Source organism: Flavobacterium sp. Root420 (genome assembly GCF_001427905.1).
GTDB lineage: Bacteria > Bacteroidota > Bacteroidia > Flavobacteriales > Flavobacteriaceae > Flavobacterium.
On the sequence record NZ_LMEF01000033.1, the window covers coordinates 14867 to 35027 of the forward strand.

The 20161-nt window shown below is 34.3% G+C and carries 21 protein-coding genes; 20 read left to right on the forward strand and 1 reads right to left on the reverse strand.

The genetic code is table 11. The features are described 5' to 3' along the window. Positions 1-106: 106 nt before the first annotated feature. The 20 genes from ASC72_RS21795 to ASC72_RS21890 all read left to right on the forward strand — a co-directional run bounded on the left by ASC72_RS21795 (position 107) and on the right by ASC72_RS21890 (position 19173). Positions 107-568 carry a MarR family winged helix-turn-helix transcriptional regulator gene (locus tag ASC72_RS21795; protein ID WP_056195956.1) on the forward strand — a complete coding sequence of 154 codons (462 nt, stop codon included), beginning with the start codon at positions 107-109 and terminating at the stop codon, positions 566-568. 4 nt (positions 569-572) lie between these two features. Then, entirely contained in the window at positions 573-1205 is a 633-nt protein-coding gene (locus ASC72_RS21800) for an NAD(P)H-dependent oxidoreductase (protein WP_056195959.1), read from the forward strand. Positions 1206-1235: 30 nt separating this feature from the next. Then, positions 1236-1805 carry a YceI family protein gene (locus ASC72_RS21805; protein ID WP_056195962.1) on the forward strand — a complete coding sequence of 190 codons (570 nt, stop codon included), beginning with the start codon at positions 1236-1238 and terminating at the stop codon, positions 1803-1805. 206 nt (positions 1806-2011) lie between these two features. Then, the gene (locus ASC72_RS21810; protein WP_056195967.1) at positions 2012-3292 is read left to right on the forward strand and encodes a hypothetical protein; all 1281 of its coding nucleotides are present in this window, start codon (positions 2012-2014) and stop codon (positions 3290-3292) included. 300 nt (positions 3293-3592) lie between these two features. After that, positions 3593-4993 carry an anthranilate synthase component I family protein gene (locus ASC72_RS21815; protein ID WP_056195970.1) on the forward strand — a complete coding sequence of 467 codons (1401 nt, stop codon included), beginning with the start codon at positions 3593-3595 and terminating at the stop codon, positions 4991-4993. An 86-nt stretch (positions 4994-5079) separates the two neighbouring features. Next, positions 5080-5523: a hypothetical protein gene (locus ASC72_RS21820; protein ID WP_056195972.1), complete on the forward strand. Its 444-nt coding sequence runs from the start codon at positions 5080-5082 to the stop codon at positions 5521-5523. An 80-nt stretch (positions 5524-5603) separates the two neighbouring features. Beyond that, positions 5604-6170, forward strand: coding sequence for an aminodeoxychorismate/anthranilate synthase component II (locus ASC72_RS21825; RefSeq protein WP_056195974.1), 567 nt, complete (start codon positions 5604-5606; stop codon positions 6168-6170). A 69-nt stretch (positions 6171-6239) separates the two neighbouring features. After that, positions 6240-6644 (forward strand): GNAT family N-acetyltransferase, encoded by a 405-nt coding sequence (locus ASC72_RS21830; RefSeq protein WP_056195976.1) that lies wholly within the window; start codon positions 6240-6242, stop codon positions 6642-6644. Positions 6645-6729: 85 nt separating this feature from the next. Beyond that, positions 6730-7722 (forward strand): anthranilate phosphoribosyltransferase, encoded by a 993-nt coding sequence (trpD, locus tag ASC72_RS21835; RefSeq protein WP_056195979.1) that lies wholly within the window; start codon positions 6730-6732, stop codon positions 7720-7722. 88 nt (positions 7723-7810) lie between these two features. Continuing rightward, positions 7811-8590: an indole-3-glycerol phosphate synthase TrpC gene (trpC, locus tag ASC72_RS21840; RefSeq protein WP_056195981.1), complete on the forward strand. Its 780-nt coding sequence runs from the start codon at positions 7811-7813 to the stop codon at positions 8588-8590. 167 nt (positions 8591-8757) lie between these two features. Beyond that, the gene (locus ASC72_RS21845; protein ID WP_056195985.1) at positions 8758-9390 is read left to right on the forward strand and encodes a phosphoribosylanthranilate isomerase; all 633 of its coding nucleotides are present in this window, start codon (positions 8758-8760) and stop codon (positions 9388-9390) included. 12 nt (positions 9391-9402) lie between these two features. Then, positions 9403-10584, forward strand: coding sequence for a tryptophan synthase subunit beta (gene trpB, locus ASC72_RS21850; RefSeq protein ID WP_056195987.1), 1182 nt, complete (start codon positions 9403-9405; stop codon positions 10582-10584). A gap of 23 nt (positions 10585-10607) precedes the next feature. Then, positions 10608-10925 (forward strand): gamma-glutamylcyclotransferase family protein, encoded by a 318-nt coding sequence (locus ASC72_RS21855; protein WP_056195990.1) that lies wholly within the window; start codon positions 10608-10610, stop codon positions 10923-10925. A 12-nt stretch (positions 10926-10937) separates the two neighbouring features. Then, on the forward strand, positions 10938-11675 hold the full coding sequence (locus ASC72_RS21860; RefSeq protein ID WP_056195993.1) for a carbon-nitrogen hydrolase family protein: 738 nt from the start codon (positions 10938-10940) through the stop codon (positions 11673-11675). Between the two features lie 245 nt (positions 11676-11920). After that, positions 11921-12682 carry a tryptophan synthase subunit alpha gene (gene trpA / locus ASC72_RS21865; RefSeq protein WP_056196432.1) on the forward strand — a complete coding sequence of 254 codons (762 nt, stop codon included), beginning with the start codon at positions 11921-11923 and terminating at the stop codon, positions 12680-12682. Positions 12683-12783: 101 nt separating this feature from the next. After that, a complete protein-coding gene (locus ASC72_RS21870; protein ID WP_241775774.1) occupies positions 12784-14415 on the forward strand; it encodes a M1 family metallopeptidase in 1632 nt (543 codons plus the stop codon). A 124-nt stretch (positions 14416-14539) separates the two neighbouring features. Beyond that, entirely contained in the window at positions 14540-15169 is a 630-nt protein-coding gene (locus ASC72_RS21875; protein WP_056195999.1) for a TetR/AcrR family transcriptional regulator, read from the forward strand. Beyond that, positions 15159-16487: a TolC family protein gene (locus ASC72_RS21880; protein ID WP_056196002.1), complete on the forward strand. Its 1329-nt coding sequence runs from the start codon at positions 15159-15161 to the stop codon at positions 16485-16487. Before ASC72_RS21875 ends, ASC72_RS21880 begins: the two co-directional genes overlap by 11 nt. A 12-nt stretch (positions 16488-16499) precedes the next feature. Next, the gene (locus ASC72_RS21885) at positions 16500-17579 is read left to right on the forward strand and encodes an HlyD family secretion protein (protein WP_056196005.1); all 1080 of its coding nucleotides are present in this window, start codon (positions 16500-16502) and stop codon (positions 17577-17579) included. Positions 17580-17583: 4 nt separating this feature from the next. Next, positions 17584-19173 (forward strand): MDR family MFS transporter, encoded by a 1590-nt coding sequence (locus tag ASC72_RS21890; RefSeq protein WP_056196008.1) that lies wholly within the window; start codon positions 17584-17586, stop codon positions 19171-19173. A gap of 208 nt (positions 19174-19381) precedes the next feature. On the opposite strand, the gene yaaA is transcribed toward ASC72_RS21890, so the two are convergent. Continuing rightward, positions 19382-20140, reverse strand: coding sequence for a peroxide stress protein YaaA (yaaA, locus tag ASC72_RS21895; RefSeq protein ID WP_056196011.1), 759 nt, complete (start codon positions 20138-20140; stop codon positions 19382-19384). Positions 20141-20161: the final 21 nt, after the last annotated feature.

Below are 20161 nucleotides of genomic sequence, written 5' to 3' on the forward strand. Positions count from 1 at the left end.
TTATTAAATAAGCGTTAACTGAATTAACGAAAATTTAACACAACATTTGTATATACAACTATTAAAAAGCTATACATTTGTATATACAAATTATACACTTACGACTATGACAATTGAAGAGGTTATAAAAAGTACAGTTAAGATGGATAATGCGAAAAAAGTTATTCTGAATATCATGTACACGCAAAACGTAATTCAGGATCATTTCAGCGAGTTGATGAAACCGTATGATTTATCCGGAGAACAATATAATGTGTTACGTATATTAAGAGGACAAAAAGGAAATCCTGCTAATATGTGTATCATACAGGAACGTATGTTGGCAAAAACCAGTAATACAACCCGATTAGTTGACAAACTTTTATTGAAGGATTATGTAACGAGAAATGTTTGCCCGGGCAATCGAAGAAAAATTGAAGTTTCGATAACTCAAAAAGGGTTAGATGTTTTAAAAGAATTAGATCCCAAGGTAGATGAACACGAGCGTTTTTTTGCCAAAAATATAAGTCAGGAAGAATTAGAATTATTAAATCAATTATTAGAAAAATACCGAACCCAACAAAATTAATATTATGAGTACACTATTAGAAAATCTAAATTGGAGATACGCAACCAAAAAATTTGATGCAACTAAAAAAATCTCTGCTTCAGATTTAAATACTTTAAAAGAAGCGGTTAGACTAAGTGCTTCTTCATACGGATTACAACCTTATAAGGTTATCATCGTAGAAAATCCTGAAATCAGAGAAAAATTAAAAGCTGCTGCTTACGGTCAAACTCAAATTACAGACGCTTCACAATTGTTTATTTTTGCGAACGATTTAAATCTTGGCGCGGTTTCTGTAGATAATTACATCGCTAATATCAGCGAGACAAGAGGTGTTCCTGTTGATGCTTTAGGCGGATTCAGCGATATGATGAAAGGCACAATTGCCAATTTATCTGATGATGCTAAAAACATCTGGACAGCAAAACAAACCTATATTGCTTTAGGAACTTTATTAAGTGCTGCCTCTGAACTAAAAATCGATGCAACTCCAATGGAAGGTTTCAACGCAGCTCAATTTAATGAAATCTTAGGTTTCGATAAATTAGGTTTAAATGCTTCAGTTATTGCAACTGTTGGTTACAGACATGATGAGGACGACGCTCAGCATTACAAAAAAGTTAGAAAATCTCACGAGGAATTATTTATCACTATATAATTATTATTAATCCAAAATCAATTTTACAACATGAAAAATTTAAAAACAATTGCAATAGCATTATTCGTAGCAGCGGCTAGTATTTCAGTAAATGCTCAAACTAAAAAAATCGACGTATCTTCAAGTACTATCAAATGGGTAGGTAAAAAAGTAACAGGAGAACATTCAGGAACTGTAAACTTCAAAGACGGATCTATTATTTTCAAAGGAAAAAAATTAACTGGCGGAAGTTTTGTAGTAGATATGACTTCATTGACTTCTACAGATTTAACTGGTGAATACCAAGGAAAATTAAACGGACACTTAAAAGCTGATGATTTTTTTGGAACTGACAAATACCCAACTTCTAAATTAGTATTCAAAAAAATTGGAACTACTAAAACAGCTAATGTTTATGCAGTTACTGCAGATTTAACTATCAAAGGAATTACTAAACCAGTAACTTTTGATTTAACTGTAAATCCAAACAGTGCTACAACTGCATTCAAAGTTGACAGAACTAAATATGGTATTAAATATAACTCTGGGAATTTCTTCGAAAACTTAGGAGACAAAACGATCAGCGACGATTTCGAATTAACAGTAGCTTTAAAATTCTAATATTTAAGACTTACTTATTCTTATATTCAGAAAACCCCAAAAGCTTAGGCTTTTGGGGTTTTCTTTTTTGTTATTTCTTTTCAAAAACATAACATTCTTAATCTTAAAATAACACTTTCATAATAACTATCCCCGTATTGATTAACATGCGGGCTCTAATTTTGAGAAAAAATAAAAATCAAAAACTAGAAATTTAAATTATAGTTATGAAAGCACAATTACACGTTACACTTATTACACTTTTAAGCACTTTTTTTCTACAAGCACAACAACAGCCAAAAGGAATTATTGGCAACACCAACTGGATGAACAACTGGACTAATTTTAAACCAGCCAGTGTCGAATATAACGAAGCTACCAACATTATCGCAGGAACTATTGATAAAGACACCCGATTAACAAAACGCAATACTTACCAATTGGTTGGTGTGGTTTATGTAACCAATAATGCTACTTTAACTATTGAACCCGGAACCGTAATTCGCGGTGACGATAAAACTTGCGGAACACTTGTTATAACAAATGGGTCTAAAATTATGGCTGAAGGCTTAGAAACTGATCCTATCGTTTTTACATCAAACAAAGAAACAGTAGAAAGAAAACCCGGAGATTGGGGAGGAATTATTATCCTTGGCAAAGCTCCTATAAATACACTTGGTGGTTTACATACACTACCTTTTGATCTGGAACCAATGTTAAATCATTACGGAGGTCAGGATCCTGAAGACAATTCAGGAATTCTAAAATATGTTAGAGTTGAATATGCAGGTCGAAAACTAAGTTCACTAAAAGAACTTAACGGAATTTCGTTAGCAGGAGTTGGAAGAAAAACTGTTTTAAGTAATATTCAGGTTAGTTATTCAAATGATGATTCTTTTGAAAGTTATGGTGGAGATTTAGTTATGAACAACTTAATCTCATACCGAACTACAGATGATGATTTCGATTTTACACAAGGCGTTCAATGCAATATAAGTAACAGTATCGCCATTCGTCACCCCTTCTCATCTGACGTTTCAGGATCAAGATGTTTTGAAGTTGATTCTTATGATAAAATTGGAAATACCGATATGAGCAAGAAATTGACTAAAATTGATGCGACCAATATTACTTTGGTAAATCTCGAAGAAAACAGTCAGGGACTGGTTAGAGAATCTGTTTATGTTAGGGAGAACACGTACTTTAATTTATCAAATAGTATCATTTCAGGCTTTACTCCCTTTGTTTTATTAGAAGGGAATATTGGAGATGGTGATGTTAATTTATCTAAAATAACATTCAAAAACCTTGTAATTAACAATTGTAATGGCGGAATTACAAGCGAATCCGGAAGCGGAAATCCATCAATTCAAAAATTTTATGGAAATCCAATATTCTTTTTAGATTATACCAGACTTAAAAACAGCGAACTGTTCTCAATGCCTAATATTAAAGGGAATCCAGACTTCAGAATGAATGTAAACAACACGCTTGCTATTGGAAATTAAGGATTTAAAAACGATCTTTTCAGTTGAAATTTAACAAATTTCTAAATTAAGAAAAGATTTTTTTGAAATTTTATGTCTCCCATTCCAAATTACATTTATATATTTGCCATATCAAAATAAGAAAATGAAAACATTAATGAACAATACTTGGTGGTGGAAGAATTTACGTCAAACGTCGTGAACAAAGCTTCCTATGGTATTGTAAAACTATAAATATAAAAGGCTTGTCATCACGACAAGCCTTTTTTTTTTGGTCAAAAGTAAATTGAAAATATTCTAAAAATTAAAAAACTATATACATTGAAACCTTTTATACTCAACACACACTACAAACAAATTCTGGCAGACACCATCACGCCGGTAAGTATTTATTTTAAAATCAGAGATAAATTCCCAAATAGTCTATTATTGGAAAGTAGTGATTATCACGGAAATGACAACAGTTTCTCGTACATCTGCTGCAATCCAATCGCGACGATTAAAATCGAAAACGAAATCATTTCAAAAACTTTCCCTGACGGAACTACGGAGCAAATTGCTATTGATGCTTCAACAAATATTCCGCAAGTAATTCAGGAATTTTCAAGTCAGTTTAAATCGGAGAAAAACGATTTTAAATTCATCAATAATGGTTTATTCGGATACATTTCTTATGATGCCGTTCGTTATTTTGAGAAAGTTTCGATTGCTAAAAAAGACACTGCAACTTTAATTCCAGATGTTTTTTATGCGGTTTATCAAAATATCATTGCTATCAATCACTTTAAAAATGAAGCATACATTTTTTGTCATAGTGTTGATGGAAAAAACAATATCTCAGAAATTGAGCAATTATTACAATCAAGAAATATTGCATCTTATAAATTTACCAAAGAAGGCCAAGGTTTCTCTAACTTAACCGATGAAGAATTCAAACACAATGTGGCTTTGGCTAAAAAACATTGTTTCCGCGGAGACGTTTTTCAATTGGTTTTATCCCGTCGTTTTACGCAAGGTTTCAAAGGCGACGAGTTTAATGTTTACAGAGCTTTACGTAGCATAAATCCTTCTCCTTATTTATTCTTTTTTGATTATGGAGATTTCAAAATTTTTGGGTCTTCGCCAGAAGCACAAATTATCGTAAAAGACAGAAAAGCCGAGATACACCCAATCGCAGGAACTTTCAAAAGAACCGGAAATGATGAACATGATGCGGTTTTAGCCAAACAGCTTTCAGAAGATAAAAAAGAAAACAGCGAGCACGTTATGTTGGTCGATTTGGCCAGAAACGATTTAAGCCGAAACGGTCACGATGTAAACGTGGAGAAATACCGAGAAGTTCAGTTTTTCTCTCACGTAATTCACCTGGTTTCTAAAGTTACAGGACATTTACACGACAAAGCCACAACAATGCAAGTGGTTGCCGATACCTTCCCTGCAGGAACTTTAAGCGGTGCGCCAAAACACAGGGCCATGCAATTGATTGAAGATTATGAAAAAACAAATCGTAATTTCTACGGAGGAGCGATCGGTTTTATGGATTTTGAAGGAAACTTTAACCACGCGATTATGATTCGAACTTTCTTAAGTAAAAATCACCAACTGCATTGTCAGGCCGGAGCCGGAATCGTTGCCAGCTCCGACGAAGAAAGCGAAATGCAGGAAGTTTATAATAAATTAAGAGCTTTGAATACAGCGCTGGAAATGGCGGAACAAATTTAGTTTCAGGTTTTCTTTGTTTCAGGTTTCAAGTTGTTGGAACATGAAACCTGAAACAATTAAACAAACTAAAAAAACCATAAATAACGATGAAAAAAGCAATTTCAATTTTATTTTTAATCATTGGCGTTACAGCTTGTAATTCAGAAAAAAAAGAAAAGTCAATTGAAGGAACCTGGCGTTTGATATCAGCTGAAACGACAGAAAAAGATTCGACTTTCTCTACTTTCAATCCAAAAACAAAAATGATTAAAATTATAAATGATACCCATTTTGCTTTTTTCAATCATGATTTGAATAACGGGAAAGACAGCACAGCAGCAGTATTTTTTGGCGGAGGCGGAAAATATACTTTGAAAGACAGCGTTTACACCGAAAACCTGGAGTATTTCAATAACCGTCAATGGGAAAATGGGAAATTTGAGTTCGTCGTAAAAATCAAAAATGATACACTAACTCAAAAAGGAATCGAAAAAGTAGAAAAATTAGGAATCAACCGAATTATTACAGAAAAATACGTTCGCGAAAAATAAAAAAAGTTTTCAGTCGCAGTTTTCGGTCACAGATAAAAACTTAGCAACTCAGAACCTTAGCAACTTAGCACCTCAAAAAAATGAAAAAAATATTAGTTATAGACAATTACGATAGTTTCACTTATAATTTAGTGCACTATTTAGAAGATTTAAACTGCGAAGTTACCGTTTACAGAAACGATGAATTTGATATTGACGAAATCGCAACTTTTGATAAAATATTACTTTCTCCAGGACCAGGAATTCCGGATGAAGCTGGATTATTAAAAGAAGTAATTCAGAAATACGGGCCAACGAAAAGCATTTTAGGTGTTTGTTTGGGCCAGCAAGCAATTGGAGAAGTTTTTGGCGGAACACTTTCAAACCTTGATAAAGTATATCACGGTGTGGCCACAAATGTAAAAACGGTAGTTTCTGATGAAATTTTATTCGAAGGCTTAGGAAATGAATTCGAAGTAGGAAGATACCATTCATGGGTTGTTGATGCCAATTTACCAGACGTTTTAGAAGCCACTTCAATAGATGAAAACGGTCAAATTATGTCATTAAGACACAAAACATTTGATGTTAGAGGCGTTCAGTTTCACCCAGAAAGTGTTTTGACACCAAAAGGGAAATTGATCTTAGAAAACTGGATAAAAAGTTAGTATAAAGTCTCAGTTTACAATCACAATCCAAAAACTTAGTCACTTAGAATCTTAGCAACTTAGAACCTTATGATTACTATTTCAGATACAAAAGAAATCAACATTGAAGACATCTTGATTTTATACAAAGCCAACGAATGGAGTTCGGCCAATAAACCAAATGAATTGTATAATGCTCTTTTAAATTCGGAGACCTTAATTACAGCATGGGAAGGAAAAAAATTAGTCGGACTTGGCAATGCGATTTCTGATGGATTTTTAACCGTTTATTATCCGCATTTATTGGTACTTCCGGACTATCAGGGAAAAGGAATTGGAAAATTGATCATGGATAAAATGCAGGAGAAATATGGTCACTTTCACATGCAAATGTTAACCGCCGATGGAAGATCAGTTGACTTTTATAAAAAAAACGGATTTGAAAGAGCCGGAAAAACAGAACCTATGTGGATCTATCAGGGAAATGAACATTAAAAACAAGTAGGCAGTTTCAGTTTTAAGTGCCAGTTTAAAAAACTTAGAACCTTAGTACCTCAGCAACTTAGAACCTTAAAAAAGAATGAAAAATATATTAAATAAATTAATCAATCACGAAGTGCTTTCTAAAGAAGAAGCAAAAGACGTATTGATTAATATTTCAAGCGGAAATTACAATCCAAGTCAGATTTCGGCATTTTTGACTGTGTTTATGATGCGCAGTATTACTATTGACGAACTTTCTGGTTTTCGTGAAGCTTTGTTGGAATTATGCATTCGCGTTGATTTATCAGCTTATAACACCATCGATTTATGCGGAACGGGTGGCGATGGAAAAGATACTTTCAATATTTCAACTTTAGCTTCATTCATTTCAGCCGGAGCGGGAATAAAAGTGGCGAAACACGGAAATTACGGTGTTTCGTCAATTTCAGGATCGAGCAACGTGATGGAAAAAATGGGAATTAAATTCAGTAATGATCCTTCCTTTTTAGAGAAATGTATCGACAAAGCAGGAATCTGCGTTTTGCACGCTCCCCTATTTCACCCGGCGATGAAAAATGTTGGACCAATCAGAAAAGAATTAGCGGTAAAAACATTCTTTAATATGCTGGGACCAATGGTAAATCCGTCGTTTCCACAAAATCAATTAGTTGGTGTATTCAATTTGGAATTAGCCCGAATGTATGCTTATTTATACCAAAACACGGATATCAATTTCACCATTTTGCATTCGCTTGACGGCTATGACGAAATTTCTTTAACTGGTCCAACCAAAACGATAACATCGCACATGGAAGGTATGTTGAAACCAGAAGATTTTGGTGTTCGTCTTTTATCTCAATCCGAAATTGAAGGTGGAAAAACAATCGAGGAATCAGCAGAAATGTTCATTAACATTATTTCAGGAAAAGGAACAGAAGCTCAAAACAATGTGGTTCTGGCCAACGCCGCAATGGCAATTGCAACGGTTACAAAATGTTCCCCGCTGGAAGGATTTGAATTGGCGAAAGAAAGTTTATTTTCTGGAAAAGGCCTAAAGGCATTACAAACATTACAGGAATTAAGTAGGTAAAAAATAGTTTTAAGTTTTCTTTGTTTCAGGTTTCACGTTGTTGGAACGAACCTGAAACTTGAAACCTGAAACCTGAAACAAATAAACAATGAACATACTAGATAAAATAATCTTCGATAAACAACGAGAAGTCGTTCTTAAAAAATCAATCATTCCGGTTTCGCAATTGGAAAGTTCTGTATTTTTTGGAAGAGAAACGATTTCTTTAAGTCAAAAATTGAGAACAAGTTCAACAGGAATTATTGCAGAACACAAACGTCGTTCTCCTTCAAAGTCAGTAATCAATCATACTTTTACGGTTGAAGAAGTTGTAAAAGGGTATGAAAATGCCGGAGCTTGTGGGATTTCAGTTTTAACTGATGGAAAATATTTTGGAGGTTCCTTAGATGATTTACTACTGGCAAGAGCGAGTGTGAATATTCCGCTTTTGCGAAAAGAATTTATAGTTGACGAATACCAGATTCTGGAAGCCAAAGCTTTTGGAGCCGATTTAATTTTATTGATCGCTGCAGTTTTAACGAGGGAAGAAATAAAATCATTATCAGAATTTGCAAAGAAATTAGGTTTAGAGGTTTTGCTTGAAGTTCACAATCAGGAAGAATTAGAAAAATCAATTATGCCGACTTTAGACATGATTGGCGTAAACAACAGAAACCTGAAAACATTTGAAGTTAGTCTGGATTTCAGCAAACAACTGGCAGGACAAATTCCGAATGATTTTGTAAAAGTCTCAGAAAGCGGAATCTCATCAATTGAAGCCATTTCAGAATTAAGGCCATACGGTTACACCGGATTCTTAATTGGAGAAAACTTCATGAAAACCGATAACGCGGGGCAAGCAGCTTTTGACTTTATTAGTCAGCTGTAACCCATAAGCTATAGGCTGTAAGCTTTTAGCAAAAGTTAAAAAAATCTGCGCAAAGCAAAAAGCCTAAAGCCTAAAGCCTATAGCTTAAAGCGTAAAGCATTAAAAAAAAATCAGCACAAAGCAAAAAAGCCTAAAGCTTATTGCTTAAAGCTTAAAGCATCAAAAAAATGAAACTCAAAATATGCGGTATGAAATATCCTGAAAATATACTCGAAGTAGGTGCGCTCCTACCCGATTATATGGGATTTATTTTCTGGGAGAAATCCGCTCGATACTTTAACGGAGAAATTCCCGAACTGATCGAAACCGTCAAAAAAGTGGGCGTTTTTGTCAATCAAAGTCCGGAAGAAATTCTGGATAAAGTAATTAAATATAAATTGCAAGCCGTTCAATTACACGGAAATGAAACTGTTGCATTTTGTTCGGAATTAAAAAAACAATTGCCAAAGAAAATCGAAATCATAAAAGCATTTTCTGCCGATAATGACTTTGATTTTGAAGTTTTAAAACCTTATGAAAGTGTCTGCGATTACTTTCTTTTTGATACAAAAGGAAAATTACCCGGTGGAAACGGAACCACATTTGACTGGACCATATTAAAAAAATACAAGTCTGAAAAGCCATTCTTTTTGAGTGGCGGCATCGGAATCAATGAATTAAAAGCGATCGAAGAAATTTCAAAAACCAATTTACCTATTTATGCTATCGATGTAAATAGTAAATTTGAAATCGAAGCGGGGCTGAAAAACAAAAATCTATTTAGCAATTTCAAACGAAAATTTGATGTTGCCAACTTTTAAACTTTAAACGAAATGAACTTTAACGTTAACGAAAAAGGATATTACGGAGAATTTGGAGGAGCTTATATTCCCGAAATGCTGTATCCGAATGTAGAAGAATTACGTCAGAATTATTTAAAAATAACAAGCGAACCCGATTTTAAGGCAGAATTCGATCAATTGCTGAAAGATTACGTTGGGCGCCCTAGTCCGCTTTATTTTGCAAAGCGTTTATCTGAGAAATACAATACAAAAGTATATCTAAAAAGAGAAGATTTAAATCATACCGGAGCACATAAAGTCAACAATACAATTGGGCAAATTTTGGTAGCAAAACGTTTAGGCAAAAAAAGAATTATTGCTGAAACCGGCGCTGGTCAGCATGGTGTTGCAACCGCAACAGTTTGCGCTTTAATGGGCTTGGAATGTATCGTTTATATGGGCGAAATCGACATTGCGCGTCAGGCACCAAATGTGGCTCGTATGAAAATGTTAGGTGCTGAAGTTCGTCCGGCACTTTCGGGTTCAAGAACATTGAAAGATGCAACAAACGAAGCAATCCGCGACTGGATTAATAATCCGGTTGACACTCATTATATTATTGGATCTGCAATTGGACCACATCCTTATCCGGATATGGTGACACGTTTTCAAAGTGTTATTTCAGAAGAAATAAAATGGCAGTTAAAAGAAAAAGAAGGTCGTGAAAATCCTGATTATGTAGTCGCTTGTATCGGTGGTGGAAGTAACGCAGCCGGAACGTATTACCACTTTTTGCACGAGCCAGAAGTTGGAATTATTGCCGTTGAAGCTGCCGGGAAAGGTGTCGACAGTGGTCACAGCGCGGCGACAAGTAAATTAGGAAAAGTGGGTGTAATTCACGGTTGCAAAACCCTTTTGATGCAAACGCCAGACGGACAAATTACAGAACCGTATTCGATTTCTGCAGGTTTAGATTATCCGGGCGTTGGTCCAATGCACGCGCATTTGGCACAAACCGGACGTGGCGAATTTTTCTCTGTTACGGATGACGATGCGATGAACGCAGGTTTACAATTAACAAAATTAGAAGGAATTATTCCAGCTATTGAAAGTGCGCACGCATTTGCGGTTTTAGATCAAAAGAAATTTAAACCAACTGATATTGTGGTTATAAGCCTTTCGGGACGTGGCGATAAAGATTTAGACAATTATATTGATTATTTTAAGTTGTAAAATAAAACGAGAAAATCATAATTATGGAAAAGTTATTCTCTTACGGAACATTACGGTCGAAAGAAATTCAAAGGCAGGTTTTTAATAGAATCTTAACCGGAACTCCAGACCAACTTTTAGGACATAAACTAAAAAGTCTTCAAATTGAAGAAGAATTTGGAATGGCAGATTATGTCGTGGTAATACCAAGTCCGGATCCATCAGACATTATACATGGTGTAGTTTTTAATGTTTCTGCTGCAGATTTAGGTAAAGTAGATTTATTTGAATCTAATGCCTATAAAAGAGTTGAGGTTACCCTGAATTCTGGAACAGTTGCCTGGATTTATATGGAAAATTAATAAAATTAAATAATGATTCTAGCAGCAGCGCAAACAAAACCAACACGAGGAGATATTGAAGCTAATTTAGCAGATCATTATCATCTTATCGGATTGGCTGTGCAAAACAGAGCACAATTAATCGCATTTCCTGAAATGTCTATTACAGGTTATGAAAGAGAAAATGCTCAAAAATTAGCTTTCAAAAAAGACGATTCACGGTTGGATTATTTGAAACAATTGGCTTCTGAAAATAATATTATCATTATTGCCGGTGCGCCAATTCAAATAGAATCTGAATTGTTTATTGGAGAATTTGTTATTTCTCCGGACAATTCTGTTTCCATTTATACGAAGCAATTTTTGCATGAAGGCGAAGATGAGTTTTTTCAATCTTCATTTGATTATAATCCGATGATTACAATTGAAAACAAAAATGTTTCGTTTGCAATTTGTGCCGATATTGACAATCCGCTGCACCCGGAAAATGCCTGCAAAAGAGCGACTGATATATATATCGCCAGTATTTTCTTTACACCAAACGGCATTCCGAATGCGTATAGCCATTTGCAAAGCTATGCTGAGAAACATAAAATGAATGTTTTAATGTCTAACTTCAGTGGTGAATCCTGGGGATATCCTTCAGCCGGACAAAGTGTTTTTTGGAATAACAAGGGAGAATTGGTTGGTCAAATGAACGATTCAGATTCAGGACTTTTATTGGTGGAGAATAAAAACGATAATTGGACGAGTCGGATTGTGAAATTTTAAAAAATAATGGCACAGATTTCAAAGATTAGAAAGATTTTTTTTCACGCAGATTTGGCAGATTAGAGCAGATTTAAAAAGATCTGCGCAAATCAGCTTAAATCTATTTTAAATCTGCATGAAATAAATTTCCAGCAATAATCAGTGAAAATCTTTTATCCAGATAGCTCTATCGGGAGTGGCAAAAAAATAACTTAATAAATACCTACAAGGTTTTGGAAACCTTGCAGGATAAAAACATAAAAGAAATGAACAGAATAACTCAAAAATTACAAGAAGATAAAAAGATACTTTCTATTTATTTTTCAGCAGGATATCCTAACTTAAATGATACGGTTCAGATTATTCAGGATTTAGAAAAAAATGGCGTTGATTTAATCGAAATTGGTTTGCCTTTCAGTGATCCTTTGGCAGATGGACCAACAATTCAGGCGAGTTCAACAACGGCGCTTCATAACGGAATGACGACGCAAATTCTTTTTGACCAGCTGAAGAACATCCGCGAAAGCGTAAAAATTCCGTTGATTATTATGGGGTATTTTAATCCAATGTTGCAATACGGAGTTGAGGCGTTCTGTAAAAAATGTGCTGAGATTGGTATCGACGGTTTAATTATTCCGGATTTACCAGTTGATGTGTATGCAGACGAATACAAAGCTATTTTCGAAAAATACGGATTAATAAATGTGTTTTTGATTACACCACAAACTTCAGACGAACGTATCCATTTTATCGACAGCGTTTCAAACGGATTCATTTATATGGTAAGTTCGGCGAGTGTTACAGGTTCTCAATCTGGTTTCGGGAATATTCAGGAAAGTTATTTCGAAAGAATTGGAAACATGAATTTGAAGAATCCACAAATCGTTGGTTTCGGAATTTCAAATAAGGAAACTTTTAATCAGGCTACGAAATTTGCAAAAGGCGCGATTATTGGAAGTGCTTTTATTAAACATTTGAGTGAAAGTGGTTCTGGAAAAATTTCAGATTTTGTTGGAGCGATTAGATAATTAAATGTAATTTACTCAGGTTTTAAAATCAATATAAAATCTGTGTGATGCCAAAAAAATCAATATTTATTAAAAAAACATATTTTTTTCTGATTCTAAATTTGATATTTAACTCGGCGCAGGCTCAGAAAAATGTAACGCTGAATATCCCAACCAAACAAGACACCTTGAATGGTTCGATCACTCCAGAACGAATTTGGTGGGATATTCAGCATTATGCCTTAAGTATTATACCTGATTATACTAATAAAACAATAACAGGTAAAAATATAATTGAATACAACGTTACTAACAAAAAGCATTCAGACTTAATGCAGATTGATTTAGTAAGTCCTCTTAAAATTGACAGTGTATTTCAAAAAGATAAAAAAGTTGACTTTACACAAAATCAGAATATCTGGTATCTAAAATTACCTCAAAATCAAACTTCAAAAAAAAATAAAATCACGATTTATTATTCCGGTAAACCAACTGAATCTATAAAACCTCCCTGGGATGGTGGTTTAGTATGGGCAAAAGATTCATTAAACAGACCTTGGATTTCAGTAGCCTGCCAGTACAAAGGGGCCAGTTTATGGTATCCTTGTAAAAACACCATGTATGATGAACCTGATAATGGAGCTTCGATCGCGATTACAGTTCCGGACTCCTTAATGGCAATCTCAAACGGGCGATTAAAAAATAATGTAAAAAATCCTGATAATACCCAAACTTATAATTGGGAAGTTAAAAATCCGATAAATCATTATGGAATTTCATTTTATATTGGAAATTACATTAACATAAGTCAAGTTTATAAGGGTAAAAAAGGAAAACTGTCCATGGATTACTGGGTTCTTGATTATAATAGGTCAAAGGCTGAAAAACACATGATTCCGGAAGCCAATAATACCATGAAATCATTAGAACATTGGTTTGGTCCTTACCCTTTTTACAAAGATGGTTTTAAAATGGCAGATGCACCTTATATTGGCATGGAACATCAAAGTGGCCTTGCTTATGGTGGCGGTTATAAAAAAGGAACAAATAAAAAAGGCGGTGATATCTCAAACACTGGTTGGGGTAAAAAAACAGATAAAATTGTCGTGCATGAAATGGCTCACGAATGGTTTGGAAACAATATTACAGCCGCCGATATTGCAGACAGATGGATTCAGGAAGGATTTGCTGGTTTAGCGGAAGAGCTTGTAATTGCGGACATATCAGGAAAACAAGCAGGGAACGAATTCATGGCTGGCAGGTTCAGGACGATAGAAAATGATAAACCTATCATTGCACGATATGGAATAAATGAAGATGGAAGCCAGGATAATTATATAAAAGGATGGGCTATCCTGCATATGATTAAAAGCATTATCAATGACGATTCAAAATTCACAGAAATCTTACAGGGTTTAAATCGCAATTTCTATCATAAAGTTGTGACTACAAATCAAATTGAGAATTATATCAGTTTAAATTCAAAAATTGATTTCAAATATTTGTTTGATCAATATTTAAGAACAAATCTTATTCCCGTTTTAGAATATAAAATAAATAGTCGCAATGAACTGCTTTACCGTTATACCAATTGTAATGATAATTTTTCGATGCCAATTAAAACCAATTTTACCAAAGATATTTGGATTTACCCCACAATTAACTGGAAATCAACAAACATAGCTAAATCAATAGGAGAAGAAAAATTTAAAATTGATATTAACTTCTATTTGAATACAAAAAAAGCGGAATGATTTATTATCAAAAATTAACAAAAAACAACTACACCGTTTTATGTTAATTTTTTGTTAAACAAAAATTAAACGATCGTTTAATTTAAACACTTGTTTAATTTTGTACCCGATTAGAAACACTACTATGTCGAACATCGAATTAAACGATAAAAAAATTCAGATTCTGGAGGTTGCTGAAAAGCTATTTTCTGAGAAAGGATTTGAGGGTACATCGATAAGGGATATCTCAAAACATGCAAAAATTAATATTGCAATGGTCTCGTATTATTTTGGCTCAAAAGAAAGGCTACTGGAAGCTTTAATTCTTTACAAAACTTCTGATTTAAAATTACAACTCGAAAATTTATTACAGGAAAATCTGGAACCGATTGAAAAAGTCAATAAATTAATCGAAATTTACATTAACAGAATAAGTTGTAATAAAGGTATTTTCAGGGTTTTACATTTTGAACTCAATTCAGAAAAGAGAGAAAAAAGCATGATTGCCTTTACCGAATTAAAAAAAGGAAATTTAAAATCTGTAGAAAGCATTATAGCGCAAGGCCAATCAAAAGGCGTATTCAGAAAAGATGTTATAATTCCGCTTCTTACACCGACCATAATCGGAACCTTTTTTCACTTTCACATGAATAAATCTTTTTTTGTGGAATTACTGAATTTAAAAACCGAAGAAATGTATAATAATTACATTAAAACCAGTCTTACAAAGCACATTCAACAAACTATAAAAGCACTACTTGTTTATGAAAATTAATCCATTATTGCTCTTTGGTATTTTCTTCATTGGAATCTCATCAATAGAAGCACAAGAAAAAACAAGTTTAACCTTAGACGAAGCCGTAAAACTGGCTTGGGAAAAAAGTAACGAAGTTACGCTTGCCAACACTAAGGTAAACACGAAAAAATACGAATTACAAGACGTTAAAAACAATCAGTATCCTGATTTAAAAATTTCCGGTCAATACCAAAGATTGACAAAAGCCTCGATTGATATGCACAATAACGGCGACGAAGCAAGTGCTGAACCAATGCCATCTCCGGATCGTGCAATGTTTGGTCAGGCAAGTCTTAGCCTGCCTATATTTGCAGGATTTAAAATCCAAAACAGCATAAAAGCATCAGATAATTTATATGAAGCCGAAAATGCGTATGCCGCTAAAACAAAAGAGGATGTTGCTTTACGTGTAATCACCTATTACACTGCTTTATACAAAGCACAAAAAACGTTGGATCTTCTAAATGAGAATCAAAAGCAAGCTAAACAGCGTGTTACTGATTTTACGGAGTTAGAGAAAAACGGAATCATTCCAAGAAATGATTTATTAAAAGCGCAATTGTTAGTTTCAAAAACGCAATTATCTATTGATGAAGCAAATAACAACATCAACAATATTAATTATTATCTGACGACTTTGCTAAAATTAGATCCAAGCGTTAAACTGAGTGTTAATGAAGCTGACTTTTTTAATTTAAAAACAACCAATGCTCCAACATCTGATGTGTTGGCACTTGAAAACAGAAAAGATTTAGAGGCGATTCGTTTCCAGCAAAAAGCGAGTGAAGCCAACATTAAAATTGCAAAAGCAGGTTATTATCCGTCTCTTGCTTTATTAGGAGGTTACACTGCTTTAGATCTTAAAGACATAATAACTGTAAAATATGCGATGAACTTTGGGTTAGGTTTAACTTATGATTTATCCGGAATTTACAAAAATAATGCTCACGTAAGAGAAGCTGAAAGCAGAGCTTTAGAGGTAAAAAATACAGAAGCTATCATGACAGATCGTATTAAAATTGAAGTTCAGAAATCTATTGAAGATTATGACTTAGCGATCAATCAAAGTGTAGTTTACGATGAAGCACTTCAGCAAGCCTCTGAAAATTACAGACTTGTAAAAGATAAATTCGACAACGGCTTATCAGATACTAATGATTTGGTTGAAGCTGATGTTGAGCACTTAAGCGCTAAAATCAACACTGCATTATCAAAAGCGACTATAATTCAAAAATATTACGAATTATTATCAGTATCAGGACAATTATCACAATCATTCAATCTTTCTAAAATATAATCGATCGCTCTCATGGAAAAGAAAAAAACAAATACTAAATTCATCATTATACTAACCGTTTTGGTTTTATTGGGGGGAACTTACGGAATATCTAAATACTTACACGGACAGGCTCACGAAGAAACGGATGATGCTCAGATTGAGAAAAAAATGAATCCAATTATTCCGAGAGTATCTGGATATATTAGTAAGGTGTATGTAAAAGATAACGACTTTGTAAAAAAAGGAGATACTTTATTTACTATCGATAAAAGAGATTATCAATTGAAGATTGACGAAGCAAATGCTGCATTATTAGGAGCTGAAGGACAATACGAAGCTGCCAAAGCGGATATTGGAAGTGCCTATGCAAGTATCTCCGTTTCTGATGCCAATATGAGATCTGCAAGTGGTTCTATCGAAAGTGCAAAAATCAGATTGAGACAACTTACAAACGATTTTAACCGTTACAATAATTTGTATAAAACACATACCATTACAAAACAACAATTTGAGCAGGCTCAGACTGCAAAAGAAGAAGCTGAAAATCAAGTACGCGTTTTAGAGCAACAACAAAGAGCAAGTTCTTACCAAAAAACGGTAATTGAATCTAAATCAAAAGCTTCTGACAAACAAACAGAAGTTGCTGCAGCAAACATCAAGAAGGCAAAAACAATGTTGGATGTTGCTCACTTAAATCTTAGTTATACAGTAGTAACAGCTGCAATTGATGGTCAGGTTTCTAAAGTTGATATTCAGCCAGGGCAATTGGTTCAGCCAGGACAATCTTTATTTTATATCATTAATAATAACGAAGCCTGGGTTGTTGCTAACTTTAAAGAAACACAATTAAACAAAATGATTGTGGGACAAAAAGTAAGCTTAAAAGTAGATGCTTATCCTAACTATGAGTTTAAAGGAATTGTAACTTCTTTCTCTCCTGCTACAGGATCTCGTTTTTCATTATTACCACCGGATAACGCAACAGGTAACTTCGTAAAAACAATTCAGAGATTACCGGTAAAAATTAGTTTAGACCCATCGAATGACCCTGAGAAAGTAAAATTATTGAGACCAGGAATGAATGTTGATGTAGACGTACATTTAAAATAAATAAATGGCAACAGCAGTACAAGCAGACGACGATTTAGTAGAATACGGTTACAGACGTGTCATAATCACGATTACAGCAGTACTTTGTGCCTTGTTGGAAATCGTTGATACGACCATTGTAAACGTAGCGCTAACAGACATGCGAGGTAGCCTTGGCGCTACCCTGACAGATGTGGCCTGGGTAATTACAGCATACGCAATTGCGAATGTAATTGTAATTCCGATGACGAGCTGGCTATCGCAGCAATTTGGAAGACGTAATTATTTTGTGGCTTCTATCATAATATTTACGGTCTGCTCCTTTTTATGTGGTAATGCAAGCAATATTTGGGAATTGGTGGCTTTTAGGTTTGTTCAGGGTATGGGTGGAGGCGCCCTACTTGTAACAGCCCAAACCATTATTACCGAAAGTTATCCGGTAGCAAAGCGCGGTATGGCGCAGGCTATTTACGGAATGGGTGTAATTGTAGGACCAACTCTAGGACCGCCCTTGGGAGGTTATTTAGTTGATAATTACTCTTGGCCTTATATATTTTATATCAATATTCCTTTAGGAATTATCGCTACTATTTTGGCATTGACTTTTGTTAGAAGTCCAAAGTACGGAGAAAAATTAAAAGCCAATCAGGTTGACTGGTGGGGAATTATATTGTTATCCGCTTTTATTGGATCATTACAATTCGTTTTAGAGCATGGTCAACAAGATGACTGGTTTAACGATTCGACAATTGTAACCTTAAGTGTTGTAACTGTTCTTGGATTGGTACTTTTCATCTGGAGAGAGCTAACCTATAAACATCCAATCGTAAACTTAAGTGTTTTAAAAGATGGAAATTTAAGAATCGGAACCGTAATGTGTTTTATTCTTGGTTTCGGATTGTACGGATCAACTTTAATTATCCCAATTTACACGCAATCTATTTTAGGATGGACAGCAACTGATGCCGGATTATTATTGATTCCAGGTTCTATAACAACGGCTATTATGATGCCGTTTGTGGGTAACATGATCCAGAAAGGAGTTCCACAAGGATATATGGTCGGAATCGGATTTTTAGTTTTCTTCTTCTTTACTTTTATGATGCAAACTCGTATGACGCCTGACACCGGTGTAGAACATATGTACTGGCCATTGATTTTAAGAGGAATTGGTTTGGGATTGCTTTTTGTACCTATTACAACCCTTTCTCTTTCAACATTAAAAGGAAAACACATTGGTGAAGGGGCAGCTTTTACCGGAATGATGAGACAATTAGGAGGATCATTTGGTATTGCGATTATTACCACTTTTATTACCCGTTTAAGCCAGGAACACAGAGTTAATTTATTAACGAACTTAGATCCTGCAAAATATGATGTTCAACAACGTATTCAAGGAATGCAAAGAGCTTTTATGGCGAAAGGATATAGTGCCGATGTTGCCCTTAAAAAATCGTATCAAGCGATAGATTATGCTGTGCTAAAACAAAGTACCGTAATGTCATACATTGATATTTTCATGTATTTAGGCATCATGTTCTTATGTTGTATTCCAATTATCTTCTTTATAAAAAGAAGCAAAAACAAGATTAATCCTGCTGATGCAATGCATTAATAATAATTGATTTATAATTTATAATACGAAAAAGCCGGGTAATTCATTTAACCCGGCTTTTTCATTTTTATAATTAATCTTTTTCGCATAGATTACAGGATTGATAACGAAGCCTTTGGGCCTTGCTACAATATGAATGGAGTCTTCGATTCTCTAGCAAAAATCTTAGTGCCTTAGCAACTTAGAATCTTAGTACCTTTAAAAAAACCTATCTTGTAAAAACCAAATGATTTCCCTTAGACAGATTCGCATCAAACTGATAGCCTTCGTAATTGAAACCTTTTAAGTCGTCAATAGTTTCGGCATTGGTATCGATGATATAACGAACCATCATTCCTCTCGCCTTTTTTGCGAAGAAACTGATTATTTTTAATTTTCCGTCTTTATAATCTTTAAAGCCCGGAGTGACTACCGGAACTTTTAATGCTTTTACATCAACAGCCGAAAAATATTCGTTACTGGCTAAATTCACAAACAACTCCCCTTTTTTCAATTCTTTATTTAACGCTTTTGTAACAGTTGGTTTCCAAAACTCATGTAGATTTTTATATTCTCCAACAGGCATTTTTGTTCCCATTTCTAAGCGATAGGCCTGCATTAAATCCAATGGTTTTAACACACCATAAAGTCCCGACAAAATTCTAAGTTTATCTTGCAAAACTTCTAACTTTTCCAGCGGAATTGTATAAGCATCTAAACCAGTGTAAACATCACCATCAAAAGTATAAACTGCCGGACGGGCATTTTCCGGAGAAAAGGGTGTTTTCCATTTTTGATTACGCTCCCAGTTTAAATCAGATAATTTTTCTGAAATCGACATTAATTCAGATAAATCTTTTGGCTTTTTAGTTTTTAAAATTTTGTGAACCTGACGCGCTTCTTTCAAAAAAGAAGGTTCAGTATATTTTGTAGTTGGCAATTCTTTTTCGAAATTCAGTGACTTCGCTGGCGATATAACAATTTTCATTTGTACATTTTTCTATGACTC